General features: G+C 26.6%; 19 protein-coding genes and 1 other RNA gene. 3 read left to right on the top strand and 17 right to left on the bottom strand.

What is annotated here, in order from left to right:
* Positions 1 to 63 precede the first annotated feature (63 nt).
* From HMPREF2852_RS01285 to HMPREF2852_RS01260, 6 genes are read right to left on the bottom strand one after another with little or no spacing between them, the layout of a single operon-like run.
* Positions 64 to 1,755: a phospho-sugar mutase gene (locus HMPREF2852_RS01285; RefSeq protein WP_070605387.1), complete on the bottom strand. Its 1,692-nt coding sequence runs from the start codon at positions 1,753 to 1,755 to the stop codon at positions 64 to 66.
* Positions 1,745 to 3,631, bottom strand: coding sequence for a type I pullulanase (gene pulA, locus HMPREF2852_RS01280; RefSeq protein WP_070605384.1), 1,887 nt, complete (start codon positions 3,629 to 3,631; stop codon positions 1,745 to 1,747). Before pulA ends, HMPREF2852_RS01285 begins: the two co-directional genes overlap by 11 nt.
* Before the next feature lie 5 nt (positions 3,632 to 3,636).
* Positions 3,637 to 5,886 carry a glycogen/starch/alpha-glucan phosphorylase gene (locus HMPREF2852_RS01275; RefSeq protein ID WP_070605381.1) on the bottom strand — a complete coding sequence of 750 codons (2,250 nt, stop codon included), beginning with the start codon at positions 5,884 to 5,886 and terminating at the stop codon, positions 3,637 to 3,639.
* 1 nt (position 5,887) lies between these two features.
* Positions 5,888 to 7,318: a glycogen synthase GlgA gene (gene glgA, locus HMPREF2852_RS01270; protein WP_070605378.1), complete on the bottom strand. Its 1,431-nt coding sequence runs from the start codon at positions 7,316 to 7,318 to the stop codon at positions 5,888 to 5,890.
* Positions 7,319 to 7,328: 10 nt separating this feature from the next.
* Positions 7,329 to 8,444, bottom strand: a complete 1,116-nt coding sequence (gene glgD / locus HMPREF2852_RS01265) for a glucose-1-phosphate adenylyltransferase subunit GlgD (RefSeq protein ID WP_070605375.1) — start codon at positions 8,442 to 8,444, stop codon at positions 7,329 to 7,331.
* Between the two features lies 1 nt (position 8,445).
* Positions 8,446 to 9,579: a glucose-1-phosphate adenylyltransferase gene (locus tag HMPREF2852_RS01260; protein ID WP_070605373.1), complete on the bottom strand. Its 1,134-nt coding sequence runs from the start codon at positions 9,577 to 9,579 to the stop codon at positions 8,446 to 8,448.
* Between the two features lie 154 nt (positions 9,580 to 9,733).
* Here HMPREF2852_RS01260 and ssrA point away from each other — a divergent pair.
* Positions 9,734 to 10,090, top strand: a transfer-messenger RNA (tmRNA) gene (gene ssrA / locus HMPREF2852_RS01255).
* Positions 10,091 to 10,593: 503 nt separating this feature from the next.
* On the opposite strand, the gene HMPREF2852_RS01250 is transcribed toward ssrA, so the two are convergent.
* The 11 genes from HMPREF2852_RS01250 to HMPREF2852_RS01200 form a co-directional block, all read right to left on the bottom strand.
* Positions 10,594 to 11,352 (bottom strand): sigma-70 family RNA polymerase sigma factor, encoded by a 759-nt coding sequence (locus HMPREF2852_RS01250; RefSeq protein ID WP_070605371.1) that lies wholly within the window; start codon positions 11,350 to 11,352, stop codon positions 10,594 to 10,596.
* A gap of 40 nt (positions 11,353 to 11,392) precedes the next feature.
* The gene (locus HMPREF2852_RS01245; RefSeq protein ID WP_070605368.1) at positions 11,393 to 11,593 is read right to left on the bottom strand and encodes a ribbon-helix-helix protein, CopG family; all 201 of its coding nucleotides are present in this window, start codon (positions 11,591 to 11,593) and stop codon (positions 11,393 to 11,395) included.
* Positions 11,594 to 13,197: 1,604 nt separating this feature from the next.
* Positions 13,198 to 13,464, bottom strand: coding sequence for a Txe/YoeB family addiction module toxin (locus tag HMPREF2852_RS01240; protein WP_070605365.1), 267 nt, complete (start codon positions 13,462 to 13,464; stop codon positions 13,198 to 13,200).
* Positions 13,454 to 13,714 (bottom strand): type II toxin-antitoxin system RelB/DinJ family antitoxin, encoded by a 261-nt coding sequence (locus HMPREF2852_RS01235; RefSeq protein WP_070605361.1) that lies wholly within the window; start codon positions 13,712 to 13,714, stop codon positions 13,454 to 13,456. The genes HMPREF2852_RS01240 and HMPREF2852_RS01235 overlap by 11 nt, the downstream gene beginning before the upstream one ends.
* A gap of 990 nt (positions 13,715 to 14,704) precedes the next feature.
* A complete protein-coding gene (locus HMPREF2852_RS01230; protein ID WP_070605359.1) occupies positions 14,705 to 15,265 on the bottom strand; it encodes a hypothetical protein in 561 nt (186 codons plus the stop codon).
* A gap of 84 nt (positions 15,266 to 15,349) precedes the next feature.
* Positions 15,350 to 15,823 (bottom strand): BRO-N domain-containing protein, encoded by a 474-nt coding sequence (locus HMPREF2852_RS01225; RefSeq protein WP_070605356.1) that lies wholly within the window; start codon positions 15,821 to 15,823, stop codon positions 15,350 to 15,352.
* A gap of 124 nt (positions 15,824 to 15,947) precedes the next feature.
* A complete protein-coding gene (locus HMPREF2852_RS01220) occupies positions 15,948 to 16,250 on the bottom strand; it encodes a hypothetical protein (protein WP_070605354.1) in 303 nt (100 codons plus the stop codon).
* 133 nt (positions 16,251 to 16,383) lie between these two features.
* A complete protein-coding gene (locus HMPREF2852_RS01215; RefSeq protein ID WP_070605350.1) occupies positions 16,384 to 17,100 on the bottom strand; it encodes an ATP-binding protein in 717 nt (238 codons plus the stop codon).
* Positions 17,100 to 17,993, bottom strand: a complete 894-nt coding sequence (locus tag HMPREF2852_RS01210; RefSeq protein WP_070605347.1) for a phage replisome organizer N-terminal domain-containing protein — start codon at positions 17,991 to 17,993, stop codon at positions 17,100 to 17,102. The genes HMPREF2852_RS01215 and HMPREF2852_RS01210 overlap by 1 nt, the downstream gene beginning before the upstream one ends.
* Before the next feature lie 142 nt (positions 17,994 to 18,135).
* On the bottom strand, positions 18,136 to 18,339 hold the full coding sequence (locus HMPREF2852_RS01205; protein WP_070605345.1) for a hypothetical protein: 204 nt from the start codon (positions 18,337 to 18,339) through the stop codon (positions 18,136 to 18,138).
* Between the two features lie 2 nt (positions 18,340 to 18,341).
* Positions 18,342 to 18,542, bottom strand: a complete 201-nt coding sequence (locus HMPREF2852_RS01200) for a helix-turn-helix domain-containing protein (protein WP_070605342.1) — start codon at positions 18,540 to 18,542, stop codon at positions 18,342 to 18,344.
* 139 nt (positions 18,543 to 18,681) lie between these two features.
* Between HMPREF2852_RS01200 and HMPREF2852_RS01195 the strand changes: the two genes are divergently transcribed.
* Positions 18,682 to 19,152: a helix-turn-helix domain-containing protein gene (locus HMPREF2852_RS01195; RefSeq protein ID WP_060801852.1), complete on the top strand. Its 471-nt coding sequence runs from the start codon at positions 18,682 to 18,684 to the stop codon at positions 19,150 to 19,152.
* Positions 19,153 to 19,154: 2 nt separating this feature from the next.
* Positions 19,155 to 20,255 (top strand): tyrosine-type recombinase/integrase, encoded by a 1,101-nt coding sequence (locus tag HMPREF2852_RS01190; RefSeq protein WP_070605337.1) that lies wholly within the window; start codon positions 19,155 to 19,157, stop codon positions 20,253 to 20,255.
* The last annotated feature ends 395 nt before the right edge of the window (positions 20,256 to 20,650 follow it).

Here is a 20,650-nt window from a genome sequence, read left to right as displayed (position 1 = left end):
TATATATGCAATTAATTTAAATAAAAAATTAAGTGCCAAGTGGTTTTTCTTGGCACTTAATTTCTAATCAATTTTATCAATTATTTTATTTACTTCATCTTTCAATTTATCTTTTTTAATTTCTGACTCTTTTTTACTTTTTTCTATTACATTTAGGTATAATTTAATTTTTGGCTCTGTTCCTGATGGTCTTAATACAAACCATGAGTCATCTTCTAGATAATATTTTAATACATTTGATTTTGACAATCCTGTATCATCATTTAAGTAATCAACAATGTTTTTAACTTTAAGTCCTATTACTTCTTCAATTGGATTGTTTCTTATTGTCTCCATTATTCTTTTAATTTTATTTGCTCCATCAAGTCCTTCAAGAACTATTGATTGAACTTCGTTTGAATAATATCCAAATTTATCATATATATCATCCAATACATCTAACAAAGTTTTACCTTTATCTTTATAATAAGCTGTCATTTCGCTAATAAGCATAGCAGAATTTACTGCATCCTTATCTCTGACAAATGTTTTGTAATTATATCCTATACTTTCTTCAAATCCAAAAATAAATTCGCCTTTGCCTTTTCTTTCGAATTCATTTGCTACTTCATAAATATTTTTAAATCCTGTCAAAACTTCAAAGACTTCAACCCCATAGCTTTTTGCAATTGGTTTAATTAAATCTGTAGATACAATAGTTTTTACAACTGCTCCGTCTTCTGGCAATTCATTATTTTCATCTAGGGCTGTCAAAATATAATTTGTAAGCAATGATCCAATTTGATTTCCTGTTAAAAATTGATAGTTTCCTTTTTCATCTTTAACTTCAACTGCACATCTATCTGAGTCTGGATCTGTTGCAAGCAACAAATCTGCTTCTTTTTCTTCTCCTAATTTTTCTGATAATTTAAATGCTTTTGGATCTTCTGGATTTGGATAACCTACTGTTGTAAAATCAGGATCTGGATTTTCTTGTTCTTTTACTATATAAATATTTTCAAATCCTCTTTCATTAAGTATTCTTCTTACCAATTTATTTCCACAACCATTTAATGGAGTGTAAACAATTTTTACTTTCTTGTCTACGTCATCGTTAATTGTACAAGCCAAAACTTCTTTTACATAATCTTCTATTAATGAATCATCAATCCATGAAATTAATCCTTCATCCATCGCTTTATCAAAATCAATTCTTTTTATTTTTGAATAATCATCATATTCTTTCATATAATTTTGAATTTGTACTGCAATATCTTCAAGAATTTGACTTCCATCCGAACCATAAGCCTTGTATCCATTATATTCTCTTGGGTTGTGGCTTGCTGTCACCATTACTCCAGCTATAGATTTTAATTTTCTTATAGCGTATGAACAAACTGGTGTTGGTTGAATTTCTTTGAAAATATTTACTTTAATTCCGTTTGCAGCAAAAACTTCAGCTGTTATTTTTGAAAATTCATCAGATTTGTGTCTAACGTCATAACAAATTGTAACTCCTCTTTTTTTTGCGTCTTCGCCCATATCTGATATTGTATCGGCAAAGGCTTGGCTTGCTTTGGCAACTGTATATTGGTTCATTCTATTTGTTCCAGCGCCTAATTTCCCTCTTAGCCCTGCTGTTCCAAATGCCAATTCTTGATAAAATCTATCTTCAATTTCATTCTCATCATTTTCAATATTTTTTAATTCATCTCTTGTGTCTTGGTCAAAAAATTCATTATTTAACCAAGATTCATAAACTTTTTTATAATCCATAATCTTCTCCTCCTACATATACATTTACAGAATATTTACTGATTTTTTTTATATCAGAAACATTTAATCTTTTATTAATTTTACCCTTTTTATCAAATATTTTAACAAGTTCTCTTTGCTCATTAAATATTTTATTTCTTGTTATATCATCAAGTTCATAATCATTTTTTAAGGCATTAAATACAAAATAAATTTTTTTATTTTTAAAATTTATTTTATAAGCAACCAAGAAATCTTCTAGTCCATCAACAAAAGTTAAAACTTTTTTTATATCTTCACTTTTATATAAGTCAAAAACTTCTAATTTTTTTCTCAATTCAATAAGCTCTTTTACATAAGTAAAAGTTTCCAAATTATCAATTTTATCTTGCCAATTTATTCCATTTATATCAAGGCTCGAATTATATGAATTGCTGTTATTTGATTTTGAATTATTAAATTCAGTTCCTTCATATATAAATGGCTTGCCAAATGATAAAAACAAAATTGCAAATCCAAGTCTTGATATAGAATCAATATTTTCATGATTTGTTAAAGAAATTTTTAACTTATCGTAATATATGAGATTATCATGACATGCAAAATAATTTATAACTTCGCTTGCATCATCTGCAAATCCAATTCTTTTTTCATCAAAATTAATACTTCCGCTAATTCCTATTTCAATTTCATTTTTTAATGTAAAATTTCCTTGGATAAATCCTTTTGAATATCCATCATTATCTCCCCTAATTGCATTTCTAAATCTATCATTAAAAACTGCAAAGCCATTAGATTTTTGACTTCCTGCAAGAATTTGTTTTTCAAGAGGTAAAACTGATTCTCCTCCCATCCAAGGCTCTCCATAAATAATTATGTAGGGTTTTATTTTTTTTAATTCTTTAATTGCGATTTTTATTGTATCAATATCAATCAAAGCCATCAAATCAAATCTAAATCCATCAATATCATATTCACTTACCCAATGTTTCAAGGAATCTATAATTAATTTTCTTACAAAAGCTTTTTCACTTGCAAGCTCATTTCCAACTCCCGAACCATTAGAAAAATTTCCATATTGGTTTTTTCTATGATAATAATTTGGTGCTAAAATTTCCAAATTTGAATCTATAGTTTTAAATGTATGATTATATACAACATCCATTACAACATTCATTCCATTTTCATGAATTTTATTTACCATTTCTTTAAATTCATAGATTCTTCTTTTTATTTTGTATGGATTTGTAGAATAAGATCCTTCAACATTAAAATACAATTCTGGATCATAGCCCCAATTATAATTATCATCATCAAAAAATTTCTCATTTTCTTCGAAAGTAGAAATAAAATCATAAACTGGTAGAAGTTGAATGTGAGTAACATTCATTTCTTTTAAATGGCTTAATCCGGTTGTATGGTCTTTAAATTTTGAATTTTTCTCACAAAGTCCAAGAAATTTTCCCCTGTATTTTACATTTGAATTTTTATTTGCAGTATAATCTTTTACATTCAATTCATAAATTATTGCCTTATTTTCACAAATTTTCGGGGCAAATTTTTTAAAGTTTTTTGGATTTGTCTTTTCAAAATCAACTACAGCTGACATCAAGCTATTGATAGATGACGCCTTTGAGTAAGGATCTGTTACTTCGTATTTATCCTCAACCAAATATGAGTAAAAAAATCCATCCAAATCTTTATCAATTTTACAATAAAATATATCAAATTTTGTTTTGACCATAGAAAATTTTTCTTTTCTTATTTTTCTATAATCATCTGTTATTAATAAATCTATTTTTTTTCTATTTGGAGCAAAAACTCTAAATTCTGTATATTTTTTTGTATATATTGCTCCTAATTTTATATCCTTAATTTCTTCGTAATTATATATCATATTTCCTATTTCAATTTTTCAAAATTTTTATCAAGATTAAATTCATTCGCCCACAAAATATTATCAATTTCCTTATCAATCCATTTTTTCTTATCTAGGTAATCCATGCCCATTTCAAGTCTTTTTTCCAATAGTTGTTCATGATCTTTGAAAATAAAAAATGAATCATTATATGAAATTAAATAATCATATATATTTTTAAAATTATAAGGCAAATTACTATAATCTTCATTGATTAAGTTATCAATCGTTGTTTTGATTATATCATTTTTATAATAGAATTCGCGAGCATTATATGAATTTTCTTCTTTAATATTTTCGATTTTTTTGTAGTCATCTGCAAAAGTATAAATTTTATTTTCTTTTTGAATATTTGTAAGTATTCCACCCTTTGCTGAAATAATATTTGAAAAATTAAAAATAGAATTTAGCATATGAAAACTTTGATTATCGTATAAAGGAAGAGTTAAATTGCTGTAAATATCACAAGCAGGATAAATTTTCCTAAGTTTTTCAACATTTAAATCTTCAATAAAAATTATTTTTAATTTTTCTTTGATTAGCTTGTCTTTATCCAACATATATTTTAATGCCAAAATGAATTTTATTATCTCTTTTGCCATAAAATATCCATCACTGGCTTTTCCAGAAAATATATAAGTTGTTGGTGGAATTAAAATATTTGAATTATCTTTCAACTTATAATACATGCTTGCTATACATATTGCACTAAGAAGTTGTCTTTTTGCCTCATGAAACATAGTAAGTTGCATATCAAATATAGAATATGGATTTATCGGCTCAGTTTCATTTATTTTAAAATATTCAATTAATTGAAGTTTATTTTTGTATTTAACATCTTCAACTTCATCATAAAAATCCAAATTATTTTTTAATTTTTCCAATTTTTCTAGGCTATTTTTATCACTAATATTAATATCATAATTTTCAAGCAACTTTTTTAAATTTTTATTGTTTGACTTTGCGTACAAATACCTATCAATCCCAAAATTTAAATGTGAAAAATTATTTGACTTATCCTTATAATTTTCAACAATTGTTTTTGACAAATAAAAATATTTTTCAGCAAAAATATAATTTAACCTATCATATTGCAATTGGTTATTTTCAATTATTGGTAAATTAAAATTTATTTTCGCATAGTCATTTAATTTTATTACTATATCAAAAAAAGAATCATCGATTGATTTTATCATTGAAATATCATAGCTCTCCCTAGAATCTGGAGTAACCAAAAACCCAATATGATCGAAAACTTTTCTAGAAATATCTACACATTCTCCGATTTCTAAATTATAACCTTGGTGCAAACTTCTAATAAATTCTACTATTGCCAAGGAAGGATGTATGTCTGCAAGGACAATTTTGACCTTATTTTTGATATTTTTTATTTCAAAATTCCTTTTAAAATATCTCCTAAAAATATCTTGAATAGAAGATACACAATAAAAATATTCTTGTTTTAGCCTAAAAATTTTTCCTTCATAGGTCGAATTATCTAAGTACAAAAATTGAGTAAGAGAATTGTTATTTATATAATCATCGTAAGCACTTTTTAAATCTCCACTTTTTAAATTTAAGTAATCTATTTTATTTATAGATTCAGATTTCCATAATCTTAAACTATTAACAAAATTATTTTCATTATTAAAAATTGGCATATCATAAGCAACAGCTTTGACTTGTTTATTTTGAATATTTAATATATAAGAGAAATCTTTTTTATGTTCCCATTTATTTCCCCTATATAACCACTCGTTAGGATTTACAAATTGTCTACCTTCTCTTATTTCCTGTTTCATTCCCCCGCTTTCATATCTTAAAGCATAGGCCATTGATTTTATTTTATTTTTACTTAATTCTTTCATCAAATACCAAGAGCCAATACCTATATCGCTATTTCCAAGACTTGCTTCTTTTTCATAATTAACCAAATCTTCCATAGAAATATTTAAACTATCAAGACACTTATTAACTTCATCAGTATAGTCTAAGGATTCAATAGCGCTTTCAATAAATTTTCCTGGATTATATTCAAAAGATAGTAAGTAAACTTCTTTATTTTTAAAAATTTTTTTTGACTTTGTCCAATTTTTTCCTATATCTTGCATCAAAGCTTTTACAAGCCCATCATAAATTTCACTTAATCTCGCATCATCTGTTTCTTTAGCATAAAAAGAATACAAAAAATTTTGTATTCTTTTTAAGATAAAATTATTATTATTTTTTTCCATTCTATGCCTTAATATCTTCGTATAATTTTATATATTTTTTAGAAGATTCTTCCCAATCATTTTTCTCTTTCATTGCATTAACTACAAGTTTATCGAAAGCTTTTCTATTATTTTTGTATAAATCAATTGCATTTTTGCTTGCAAAAAGTAATTCGTGAGCATTTATATTTTCAAATGAGAATCCACTACCTTCTCCAGTATATTTATTGTAAGGTTTTACTGTATCTTTTAAACCACCAGCTTCTCTTACAATTGGTAAAGACCCATATCTCATAGCAATTAATTGACTAATTCCACAAGGCTCTGATATTGATGGCATCATATATAAATCGCTAGCCGCATATAATTTATGACTTTCTTTTCCATCATAATAAATTCTTGCAGCAACCTTGTCAGGATATTTCCACTCAAAATACTTAAACATTTCTTCGTAAGTATAATCTCCTGTGCCCAATACAACCAATTGAATATCTTCTTGTAATAATTCATCCAATATATATCTTACAAGATCAAATCCTTTCATTGATGTAAGCCTTGAACAAATTGCAATCATTGGCACATCTTTATTAACTGGAAGTCCATATTCTTCTTGTAATTTCATCTTATTTTCTATTTTATTTTCCAAAGATTTTACATCATAATTTTTAAAAATATTTTTATCAGTTTTTGGATTCCACAAATCATAATCTATTCCATTTACAATTCCTGAAAGTTTATTTTGATATTCTCTAATTATTCCATCAAGACCTTCGCCGTAAAATGGATATTTAATTTCTTGAGCATAATTTTCACTTACAGTATTAAAAGCTGTTGAATGAACGATTCCGCCTTTCATAAAATTAATGGCATCAAAATATTTTAAATCATGTTCATTGAAATAATATCCATCAAGACCTGTTAAAGTTAAATATCCCGAATCAAAAACTCCTTGATATTTTAAGTTATGAATAGTAAATAAAGTTCTTATATCATCAAAATAGTGATCGCCTTTTCTAAAATCATTTACATAAATATTTACCAAAGCTGTGTGCCAATCATTAGCATGAATTATATCTGGTTTAAAATCAATTTCTTTTCCTAATAAGGTAGCAGCTTTTGAGAAAAATATAAATCTTTCAGCATCATCGTCATAGCCGTATGCGTTTGGTCTGTCAAAATATTCAAGATTATCTATAAAATAAAATGTAACACCTTCCCATTTTAGGCTAAAAATTCCAGCGTATTGATGTTTCCAATCAAGATCTACATAAAATTCTTTTATTTTTTTCATCTTTTTTCTATAAATATCATCAATACTTGAATACAAAGGCATAACAACTCCTATATCGATACCTTTTTTTGCAAGTTCTTTTGGCAGAGAACCTGCTACATCTGCAAGACCACCTGTTTTTATAAAAGGATCAGCTTCACTTGTTAAAAATAATACTTTCATCTTACACCCCTTAGTTAATGTGTTCTCCCTTATCTGTTAAGTAAGGATGGGTTCTGTTTCCAAATAATTTAACATCTTCAAAAACTTTTGTGTCTTTATCAGTTATTACATGATTTAAAATCGCACCTTCGCCTATCTCAGAATTTTGGAAAATAATAGAATTTTTGATTACTGCACCTTTTTTAACTGTAACTCCTCTAAAAATAATAGAATTTTCAATTTCTCCTTCAATTATAGCTCCATTTGCTACCAAAGAATTTCTTACTTTTGAACCTTTTAAATATTCAGTTGAAGGCTCGTCTTTGCTTTTTGTATAGACCATTCCTTGTTCATAGAAAATTTCATCAAAAAAGTCCCTATCTAACAAATTGAAACTAGCTTCAAAGTATGTCAAAGTATCCATAATAACACTCAAACTTTCTTTTGATTTATAAAGACCAATTGATTTTTTCTTTGGATATTTGAATAAAGCATCGAGTACATTTGTAGCATTATTTTTTTCAATTGAATATCTAAGAAGATCCATAAATATATCTTTTTTAATCAATATTGAACCCGTAAATAAATTTATTTCTTCTTCAAGTCCAAGATTAATTCCAACACTAACTGGATTTTCATTTTCGTCAGTATTAATAATTCTTCTATTTAAATAATAACCATACTCATCATTCTTTTTTTGAGTAAAAATTAAAGCATCTAAATTTTCATCTTGCATTTTTTCATAAGCATCTGAAATATTTACCTTAGAAATATACATTGGATTTGTTATATAAACATATTCACGTTTATTTTTCATAAAATGTTTCATCGTGTTGTAGTAGGTTTCTATTTCATTAGCAAGTCTTGACCTTAAATATACTGGCGGATTAATCATCAAACCACCGCTTCTTCTATTTAATTCCCAATTTCTTCCATCTCCTACATGATCAAGAGTTGATCTTAGAGGTTCTCCACCATATAAAATAACGCTTGATATATTGTGATTTGTTATATTAGATAAAGTAAAATCTATAACCCTATACCTACAACCAAAAGGTAGCATATAATCAGGTCTATATTTACAAAGTGTATCATAATTTTTTTCATCAAATTCTGAACTATAAATTAAAGCAAGTATATTTTGCATACTAATCCTCCTCTATCCCATCTTCACTTACAAGATAAACTGATGTAGAATTTTTATCTCCAATATTTTCACTAATTTCCATATTTTCAGTAATTACAGAATTATATACTTTTACACCTTCTTTTATAGTAACCCCTGATAATATTACACAATTATTTACACAAGCATTTTTTTCAATTTTTACATTTGAAAACAATACAGAATTATTAACCTCTCCATCTATAATACATCCTTCATTTATTAGCGCATCATTTAATACACCATTTTTACCAACTCTATGAGGTGGCAAATTTAATGCAGTTGTATATATTTTCCAAGAATCATCTTGAATATTTAGAGGGTTTTCAGGATCAATTAAATCAAGATTAGCTTGCCAATAAGATTTTACAGTTCCTACATCTTTCCAATATCCATCAAATTTATAAACAAATAAATCTCTATTATTATTTAGTAAGTAAGGAATAATATCATGACCAAAATCATTTGTAGACTCAGAATTATTATGATCTTCAATCAAAGCCTGTCTTAAAACTTTCCAATTAAAAATATAAATTCCCATTGAAGCAAGATTTGATTTAGGATTTTCAGGTTTTTCTTCAAACTCAACAATTCTTCCCTCATCATCAGTATTCATAATACCGAATCTAGATGCCTCATCCCAATCAACTTCCATAACTGCAATAGTCGCATCAGCACCTTTTTGCATGTGCTCAGAAAGAAGTTTTGTATAATCCATTTTGTAAATATGATCTCCAGATAAAATCAAAACATATTCAGGATCAATACTATCAAGATAATTAATATTTACAAAAATTGCTCCAGCAGTACCTTCAAACCATCTTCCACCTTCTTCTGTGTAGTAAGGAGTTAAAATTCTTAAACCACCAAAATTTCTATCATAATCCCATGCTGCACCAATACCCAAGTGCTTATTCAATAATTGTGGTTTATATTGAGTTAAAACACCAATATCTCTAATTTCAGAATTAGTTGCATTTGACAAAGCAAAATCTATAATTTTATATTTTCCACCAAAAGGAACTACAGGTTTTGCCATTTCTTTAGTAAGAGCTTTTAATCTAGATCCTTGACCACCAGCAAGAAGCATAGCTGCAATTTTATTATTATTTCTCATAAATCCTCCTATTACTTCATGATTAAAAAAATCTGAATGACTTAATATAATAATACCCAAAAAATAATAATTTAATTTACTATAAATAATTTTATAAAAAATTAAGATTTTGACATAAAAATAAATTTTAGTATAATATTTATATTGATTATATGGGGATGTTTTGGTTTCGACGTGCTTGTTAAGATTTAAGTTGCAAGTCGTTTATCAATTCGTAAAATTGAAAATTAAATATAAATGCAAACAATAATAGCGAAAGACAATTCGCATTAGCTGCCTAATTTAGGCAAGCAACAAATAAAAATTAAGCCACAGTAGTTTTTATTTGTTTCATAATTTTATGTGGCAACTAATATACAAAGCTTTGAGTATATTTAGTATCTATGAAGCTAGTCTAGTAAGTTATTTGTAAGTAGATAAGTGCTAGATGAAAATCAAATACTTACTAAACTTGTAGATGCTTTTATTAAGACTCGTGCGGACACGGGTTCAAATCCCGTCATCTCCACCATATATATTATAAGCCTTGATTTTTCAAGGTTTTATTTTTTGTGATACTAATTTGATACTAATAATTTTATCATCTTTTTTACATCTCTTTTGATTGTTTCAACCTTTATATTTAGCCATTTAAAAAATTATTTTTTTATTTTTTTCATTTGTTAAATATCTTTTATTTTTTCTTATTAATTAAAGTCCGTTAAAATCTCCATTTTCCAATAAAAAAACACTCAAAACAGTTTTTTTGTTTCTGTTTCAAGTGTCTTTTATAAGTAAAAATGCGTTATATATTTATTCTTGATTATTATATCAATTTCAATCATTAAATCAAATATCTATTTTATTTTTGGAGATTATTTATATTAATATCTATCACTTGCTTTATATCTTAAATTCATTACCTATCTTAGTTCTATAAAGCTTTATTCTATTTACTAATACAATTACATCACTTAAAATATAATTTCGCTTATACATCAAATATGAGAGCTATATTTTTTAATAATTAAGCCTTTATAAAAATTCTCTTATAAAATCTTTTTTGATATTATTGTCCCTTTTCTCAATTTCCCAAACTGTATTGAATACTACTTCATCAATCCTATTTGTCTTTGAGTATGTAGGTCTAGAATAATCATAAGCTTTTAAGTAGGTAGTTTCATCATAATAAACCGCCTCGTCTTGATAATCTTTAAAGTATTTTGAATTATAAATCTTTCTTTCTGCTTTACTTCTTAGCCCTGTAACTTGATTGTATGTTATTCCTAACAACTCGGATATTTCTTTGAATGTTTTGTCATATAGATAATAATTTTTTATAACTTTCATTTCTTCATAAGTTAGTATTTTTTTAAGATTATTATTAAATTCTTTGGAGATTGTATCTCTTTCAATATCGATTCTAGTATCTTTTATTCGGTCAATCTTCTTTTCGTTTTCGTCATCTCGGTTTTCTATTGGGTCATCTAAACTATCAAGCGTATTATAATTCAATCTTCTTCTACTAGCTGATTTAATGTATTTAATAGCATAAGTTGAGAATTGATAACCTAATGATATATCAAATCTTTCTACTGCCTTTAATAAGCAAATAAAAGCTTCTTGTTCTAGTTCTTCTTTGTCGTGGATTCCCTCAACATATAAGCCCCTCAATCCAATATAGATAAGATTATAGTTATTTAAGGCAATTTTATTTCTGATTTCTTTGTCTTTGGTTCTTTGATATTCATAAAATAGTTTTGAATTGTCATCATAAGCCTTTAAATTTTCCATATATCCCCCAATAGCTAAATACAAAAGATTTTATAAAGCTTTATTTATCTTCAAGGCTTTCAATATATTTTTCAATCGATATTCTGATAAGTTTTGTAAGACTAACCCTTTGTTTATCTGCTATTTTTTCAAGCTTTTCCTTATATTCTTTATCAAGCCTTAAAGTAAATTTTATATCTTTTCTTTTCTCATCTGGTAAACTTGGTCTGCCAACTCTATTTTTCTTTTGTTTCTCATTCATTGTTGTATCTCCTAAATTTATTATTTACTAAAATTCTATCAAAAAATAATAAAAGTCCGTCATTAATTATTATACAACTTTTTGTTTATAATCGTATAAATTGGAGATACTTATATAAATTATTGCACAAAATATAGATTTTGTGTAATATATGCCTTGGCAAATTTTATCAAACGTCTATTTAAAGCCATTCTATATTTTTGAATACTATACACAAAAAACCAATATTAAAGTTATGATAATTTGTCGTAAGGCTCTATTTTGAGTTTTAAACGATTTTAGTATTTAAGTCATACAAATATATTAGATTGTATTATAAATCGTCTGTATACTTAAATTATTAATCATTTTTAATACTTCCAAGCGCTTGGAAATTTATTTTATTGTGAAAGTTAAAATCTCCAATATTTTTTATAGTAGCCGATAAGGTCGGACGTATTTTAATAATCTCCAACAACAATATTCCACTACGTTGTGGATTTTAAAATAATATTATCAATAAAACTTAAATCCTAAATCTTGCAACGTTTCATTATTTGAATGTATAGAAATTCTTCAAAAACGACAACGTTGACGCTTTTACTTTTATTAATCAATCTTAAATCCGTCAGCGCTGACGGATTTGTTTTTCTATTAATTATTTTTTAAATTCGTAATCGATTACGAATTTGATTCATATTTTTATTTAAAATTAGAGTATAAGCACGAATTTATATTTATATATCTATATTTTAAATCACAAATCGATTTGCGATTTGATTTTTTAAAATGTGATGATGTATTCCGATTTGATATTAAAAAAGACCCTTTAAATCGGCAGGCGATTGCCGATTTGTAATTATAATTTATTTTTTAAATACGAATATGTTTTCGGGTTCGCCTTAATATATTAAATTGGCAAGCAATAGCGAATTTGACTTATTAAATTCAAATATAAATCACTCAACGTTGAGCGATTTGAATATATTAATTATAAATCACAACACGTATTGCGATTTGAAACTGTTAAGAATTGTTAAGGTTTCAAATGTAAATACGTATTTACATATTAAAAAACAAATGTTGATACGCATCAAGATTTGAATAATAATTTAAAATATAAGAAAATCTGACAACGCTGACACATTTATAATTTATAAAACCTTGGTAAATCTTAGCATTTTTCAGTTCAATATTTGACTAATTCATGTATTTATAATAAGTTACTAGTATAAAAAACATACGTGACCCCCTTAAAAGGATTTTTCCTTTGGGTTGCGCCATGTTTTTTATAATTAATAAAATTACAGTATAATGTTTTATATGGAGATACTTTCCACCTTCCGCATTTGTGGGGGAGTGAGTTAGTATCTCTTTTATTTCTTTTTGTAAATTTTATATTTTTAAGTATATTACAATAAACAGAGATTAATCACTGTCCGTGAAACCTTATAGGTGGAGATGGTGTTTAATCTCTGTTTTTACGATTATAACATTTAAATATTTTTATATTACAATCTAATATTTGATATAATTTTTATGCTAATTTATATTAGATTTTATAAATTAGCATTATCCAAATAAAAAAATCGTGAGTAAAATTTTAATACTCACGATAATTAAAATTAATTATAATGCCCTTTACATTGGAAAATCACAAGGCTATCATCATCAATAAAATATACTAGCCTATGTTCTTTGTCTATTCTCCTACTCCATAAGCCTTTTAAGTTTTCTTTTAAAGGCTCGGGTTTTCCTATCCCCTCAAACGGGTTTCTTTTTGTATCTTTGATTAGTTGATTAATTCTTTTAAAGTTCTTTTTATCTGCTTTCTGCCAATATAAATAATCGTCCCAAGCGTCAAAAGTCCATTTTAAGCTATTAATTTTCATCTTCAATTATCTCATTTTCAATAAGTTTCATATTTCCTTTTTTGTACTTGTTGAATTTTTCTTCAAGGTATGCAATATTATTTTTGTTATAAAATGGGTCTGCTGATACTTCAAACGGGATTCTATACTCCCTACCTAATTTTTTTAAATAAATGTTTATAGCACTTGATAAAGAAATGCCTATATCATTACATACTATTTCGGCTTGTTTTTTTACTTCGTCATCTACTCTTAAATTTATTTGTGCCATATTATCACCTCTTAATTGTATTATATCATTATTATATGATTTGTAAAGATATATTATATTATTATTATTTCTTTTATAGTTAAAATAAAAATATGAGTTCGTCTTTAATTTAACATCATAGAGTTTTATACTAACATTTTCTAACAATTTCATATAATCAAGTTATGCCAATTTCTAGAATCTTAAATCTTTAATAAGCGTTTATATTTCAATGATATATCTATTTTGATACCCCCTCAAAAATTGACTTTAATTGATATTTTAAAGTGTTTAATTTTATACTAACAATCTACTAATATTTTATAGATATAAATTTAGGTTTTCTTAGTAGTATTTTTTTATATATATAAAATATTTCCAACATTTTCCAACAATATTTCAATCTATTGTCAACATAAGCTTTTAAATACTAGGATTTTCTAGGTTTTTACTCGGTATAAGTATATATGTTATTTTTTATCAACTTAAGCTTTTACCTTAGGATTTCTTAGTAATTTATATATGTTTTTATGTCTGGTTTTGTTAGGTTTTACATATATTATTTATTTAAGGTTTTTTCAGGTTTTCTTATATATTTTAATTAGTTATTTTTTAATCAACATAATGTTTTATACTAGGATTTTCTAGGTTTTTACTCGGTATAAGTATATATGTTATTGTTTTATCAACATAAGCTTTTATGTTATGTTTTGTTAGGCTTTGTTAATCGTTTATCAATATATGCTTTAACCGTAGGTTTTTGTAGGTTTAATCGGTATAAATATATTGGAGATTATAAGACGTCATAATTTGCGTTTTAAGGCTTTCAAGATATTAAACCATATATTTATATACCTAACCTAAAATAAATTGAATAGGCTTTATAATATGATTTATTTAACCTATCTAAATACCTTTACTATCTCCAATCTGATATAGACAATAAAAAAAGACTAGCCAAGAAAAGCTAGTCCATAAAAATATTATTCTTATTTCATTTTTGGAGATTGTTTATAATTCTCCTAAAACTCTGTTAGGTTTTTCCTTAAAATTTAGAAAATCTTCTAAATTATTCACCCCACATTTTAAATCTGAAAATAAATAATTTGTATCTTGTAATATAAAATAAATCACATTGACTATATAATCATAGCCAATATTATTTTTTATTTTCTCATCATCTATTAGGCAATCAATGTTATACAAAACAATTGAAAGCTTTTGTATTTGCTCTATACGTTCAACAATTGTGTTTAATGTTGTTAGTTCTAAATCATCATAAATTGACCCGTCTAGTTCATCAAATATATAGTCATATTCGATTAGGTTTTCCCAATCTACAAGCTTATTTATTATTCTTTCACTCAATAACTCATGATTTTTAATAATCATATTGTGCAAAATATCCAAGCTTTCGATTATGATATTTGTATAAGTGAAACAATCAAAGCCTAATGGCCTTTTGGTGAAATAATAGCCTTTGAGCATTAAATCAATATTTTGTAATTGTATAAAAGTTTGGTCTATAATTCTTTTTTCTTCATCAAGTTTTATAGTTTTTTCTTTTCCCATTTACGCTCCTAATTTGTAATAATAATCTAATATGATATCAATTACTAGGGGTCATTAGATGGACGAACCTAGTAAAATCAATACTTATAGACGTTCATTATCTCTTATCATTTTCTTAGCTATTTCTATAATTTTGTCGGGGTCGTCAAGCATTTCTTTTGCCTTTTGGTCGGTTATATATGCACCGTGTTTTCTAATTGACGGTAGCACTTCATGAGTAACCCAACGTTTAAATCTTTTTGCGTTTTCTTGATTTGACCCAAATATCGCCTCATAAAGTCCACTCTCATTTATCAATAACATTCTTCTAATATTTTTATTAGGTTCAATTGGTGTAGCTAAACGGACGAACCTAGTAAAATCAATGTTTTGGGGGTCAATCTCCATATAATTTTTATTATTTAAAAGTTTTCTCATGTTGGCAGTTTCTTTATATCCCAAAACTTTTGAAACATCTTTACCAACGAACCAAGGTTCGCCGTCTTTATCCGTCATAGTTCTAACCGTCTTGAATTCATTATCTTTAAAAAAATCTTTTATAGTCAATTCATTTTTCATTTTAACCTCATCATATTTTGCTCTCTATTTTACGTTTTAAGGCTTTTTTATATGTTAGCCATATAAATATATGCCTATACCTATATTTTTAATTCTAGCCTTATTCTGTGAATTATTTTGCCTATTATATGCCCTCATTGATAGCTTGATTTTTATTTTCTATTTCTCCTTGATCGGTGAAGATTTTTTCACTTCTAGCTAAATCATAAATAATAGTTTCTAAATCTTCCACCTCGTCTTTTATCCTATCGACTGTTATATTTATAATATAATCAAAATTCGTTCTTACATCTCTACTTAAAACTAATCTTTTCCCGTCCTCGATAGTCCCTTGTACATATAATAAATCTTTTAAAGCTAGTACGTCAGTACCTAAAGTGTCTATATTATCAGTTAAAGCCTTAATGCTATATTTTATTTCGTCCATTTTCTTTTATCTCCAATCTTATTTATTTTAATTTTTAATCTTTTAATTTTTCGTTGAATAAGTTATAATATACATGATTGTATTTATTACTTGTTTAACGTTTAGGCTTTACCTTTTTGGTAAAGCCATTTTTTTATATACATTTCCTAAAACTCTCACCCTTTAATTGATAAAGGTTCATTGCCTCGTTCATTCTATCCAATATTTGTTGAGGTTTCTTATAATTGTTTGAGCCACCCCATCTCTCAATTAATTGTTTTGCATTGTAATTTGATGTTATAAAAAGCCTATTACCTCTGTTCATTGTTTCATCAATAACCCTTTTAATTGCACTCAAACTCCATTCTGTGCTAGTATCTCCAAGCTCGTCGATAAATACTAAATCATGTGAGCCTATTTTTCTTATAATATCCTCGGGGCTATCAAAAGAATTGCTATCAAAAGCCTTTTTTATCTCGTCAACCATTCCCATTTCGCTTGAAAAATATAAGGTTTTATTATAATTTTTGACTATCTTTTTACAAGTTATCCCAATAAGCGTTGTTTTTCCTATTCCTGTATCACCAATTAAGCCAATACCCTTTCTAGTTCGGTTATAGTTTTTAACGTATTGTGATAAGTTTCTAATCATCTTGATGTTGTCTTTATTTTCTATCAAGTCGGAAAACTCATATTTTTTAGCATTTTCTGGTAAAGATGAATAATCACCCTCACCCTTTTTCTTATAATAACTTTTAGATGTTTCATTGATTCGTTTTTGTAAATCTCTGCACCTTTTTTTGTATCTTTCTTCACCTAATTTTGAATATCCTTTCTCGTTTGTATTGTAATCTTCCATAGGATTTTTCATTACCAATTTAACCCCTCCGTGAATTTGTTTATATACTCTTCTTGTTCTGATACCTTATCAGAATAATTGCCCTCTAATACCTTGATAAAATTATTAGGCTTTATAAACCAATCAATGGTTATTCTGAAATCACTCACATATCCCTTTAGAAATTTACTTTCTTTGATTTTGTCTATTCCTTGCAATACGGTTTCAAGTCCATTTTCATTTATTCTAGCTTTTAACATCTGATACCTTTGTGTATTACTGTTTATAACTTGCACCTTAGGTATATTTACATCAAGGTTATTCCACTTGTCTATTATTTTTTGTAAATTGTCTTTTTTTAGTGTATTAGTATTTGATACATCTTTTTCAATTTGTTTTTTGAAATCATCATCACCATTAATTTCTATATCTGTGTCTATATCTATATCTTTATCTTTATCTATCTCTATATCTTTATCTATATCTATATCTATCTCTGTGTTACATTTTGTTACATCGGTGTTACATTGTAACGCTTGACCGTTACATTGCAACGCTTTTTGTCTTTTTCTATGTTCTCTTACACGCTTAGCAGAGCTTGATTCTGAGCCAATAAGAGCTGGTACTTCACTCAAAAAAACATCATCATTTACAAATTCAATCAAGTCGTTTGTAGTGCAAAAAGCTATGGTCATTTTTATATCGTCAATTTCTTCATCAATATCTAATGCTAGTTGGTGATAAATATCTTCATCAGTTCCTTCAAACTCAATAATTCCCTTGTTATTAATGCTTAAAAGTTGTAATTTTAAATATATGATTGTATATATATCACCACCAGCAATTTTTCTTAACTTTTTCATCTTTCGGCTTTTAAAAAAATCATCTTTCAATTTAAGCCAATAATATTTTTTATTTTCTGCCACTTATCCCCCTTTCTTTTTGGTTGCCACTTGGTTGTCGTTTGGTATACCAACGGTAAACCATCGGTTGCCACTTGGTTGTCATCTGGTTATCGTTTGGTTGCCAATACAACATTCGTTTAAATTCCAATATTTGGAGATTGTTTCAACTATTAAATTCTTTTTTTACTATCTCCAAATCATCAAGACTTAAATTATATCTTTTGATTAAATAGTCGGCAGGTATTCTGCCATTAATTGTTAAATATCCGTCTTTTTGTAATTCGGTGTTTAATTCTCTCATACACTTATAAGCTTTTGATTTATTCACGTTTAATAGTTTCATTACTTGTTTAAAGTCTAATAACATTTTTAGTCCTCCATTTTTACAATTTCTTTCACTTCACAATCAAGTGCTTTAGCTAGTTTATTAATTATTTTAGGTTTAGCATAACCACGTTGTAAAACTACTCCCAACCATTGACGGGATACTCCCATCAATTCGGCTAACGTTCCATTGTTCAAATTCTTTTCAGTCATACATAATTTAATATAAGACTTGTTTAAATTCATTCTTTACCCCCTTTTCTTTGATGTTTCATTCTTGAATACATTTTATACTTATTCGTTTCTTTTGTCAATACTTTTAAAATAAAATGTTTACACTTTTAAAACGTTGTATTATAATATCTATAAGTTGAGGGGGAGAAAAATGGATAAAGAAATAGTAGGTCAAAAGCTAAAGTATTTAAGAAGAAAAGAAAAATTTTCAATGGAAAGATTAGCAAACACTTTTAATGATTTGTATAATTCCAATATTTCTAAATCTATGATTTCTAATTGGGAAACTGGTAAATATTTAATAAGTGGAAAAAATCTTGAATTATATATTAATTATTTTCAAGCACCATTGACTTATTTTACAAAAGATTATGTTAAGCCTAAAGATTTTAAAATTCATAAAACTATCATGAAAACTGCTGAAGATATTGTAGATAAAGTCAATTTTGATAAATTCAATATAGACTGGTTAAGTGAAGAGCATTTGTCATTTGTTATTAATGAATTAAATTCTAACTTAGATAAATTAAATATTGATGGGCTTGTAAAAGTGTCAGAGTATTCAAAGGATATAGCTAAAATTGATGAGTATCTCCTTAATGAATATAAAAAAGATAAATAACCATGCCAGCATATAAAGACAAAGATAGTGGAAAATGGTTGTGTAAATTTTATTACCAAGACGGGAACGGGAATAAAAGACAAAAATTTAAAAGAGGTTTTGATACAAAAAAACAAGCCTTAGAATATGAAAGAGAATATCTTTTAAAACGTCAAGGTCAACCTACTATGTTGTTATCTAGCTTTATAAACCTATATGAAACTGACCAATTTCCACAATTAAGACAAAATAGTATAAGGACTAAAGGTTCAAGATATAAAAAAATTATGGAGACTTTTCCCAATATGCCTTTGAATGAAATATCTCCAAGAGATATTAAAGCTTGGCAAAATAAACTTATAAGCCTTGACCACTCTAATGGATATATAAAAGCATTACAAACAGAATTTTCAATACTTCTAAATCATGCAGTTAGATTTTACGGACTGCCTAAAAATCCTATACACATGGTGAAGCTTGCCAAAAATCCTAACTATATACCCCCTAAAATGCGATATCGGACTTTTGAAGAGTTTAAGCAAGTATATCATCAAATAGACAATATTAAATCAAAAACGGCTATAAATTTGCTTTATTTTACGGGTATGAGAAAAGGCGAACTTGACGCCCTAACACGGGAAAAAATAGACTTTGAAAATAAAACTATATTGATTGATAGGTCATTACAAAGATTAAAGGGTAAAGATGTTGTTACACAAACAAAAACATATGAAAGTCGTAAAATAAGCCTACCTAATACAACATTAGAAATACTTGGAGATTATAAAAATCATTGCTATAACATCAACAAAGAAGATAGAGTTTTTCAATGGGAAAAGAGATATGTTGAAAATGGTATAAAACAAGGGGTAGAAAAAGCCAATCAAGAAATTAAAGAATATAATAAAAGTCATGAATATAAAAAGCCATTGATTAAAAGAATACACGTTCACGGATTGAGACACTCACACGCTAGTTATTTGATAAATCATAATATAAATATTGTCCTAATCTCCAAAAGACTTGGACACAAAAATACATCAATCACCCTTGATACTTATAGCCACTTTTTCCCAATTGCTGAAAGTAAAATGATTGATGTAATGAATAATGAAAAACTATAAAATTTGATACTAATTTGATACTAAAAATTTTAAAACTATATAAATTTAGTGGATTTTAAGGGAGATTAAAAAATAAAGGTGTTGAATTTTCAACGTTGTAAATTATAATGAACTGCCTTTCTGTCTCCCGTCATCTCCACCATACATATTATAAGCCTTGATTTTTCAAAGCTTTTTGTCATAACAAACCAATAGAGAAAATCAAAAATTTTTTACAATTATAACAATTCTTTATCTCTTAATTTTATTTAACATATTGTTGCAGTATATTAACAATAGAGGCTTTTCTACCTTCCGCATTTGTGGAGGGCCAGTAAAAGCCTCTATTTTACTATTATAACACTTAAATATTTTTATATTATCCACTAATATTTGATATAATTTTTATGCTAATT

This window comes from Anaerococcus sp. HMSC065G05, from assembly GCF_001812365.1.
Classification (GTDB): Bacteria; Bacillota; Clostridia; order Tissierellales; family Peptoniphilaceae; genus Anaerococcus; species Anaerococcus vaginalis.
Note: the sequence above shows the minus strand (reverse complement) of the source record. Positions and strands in the feature narration are given on the sequence as shown.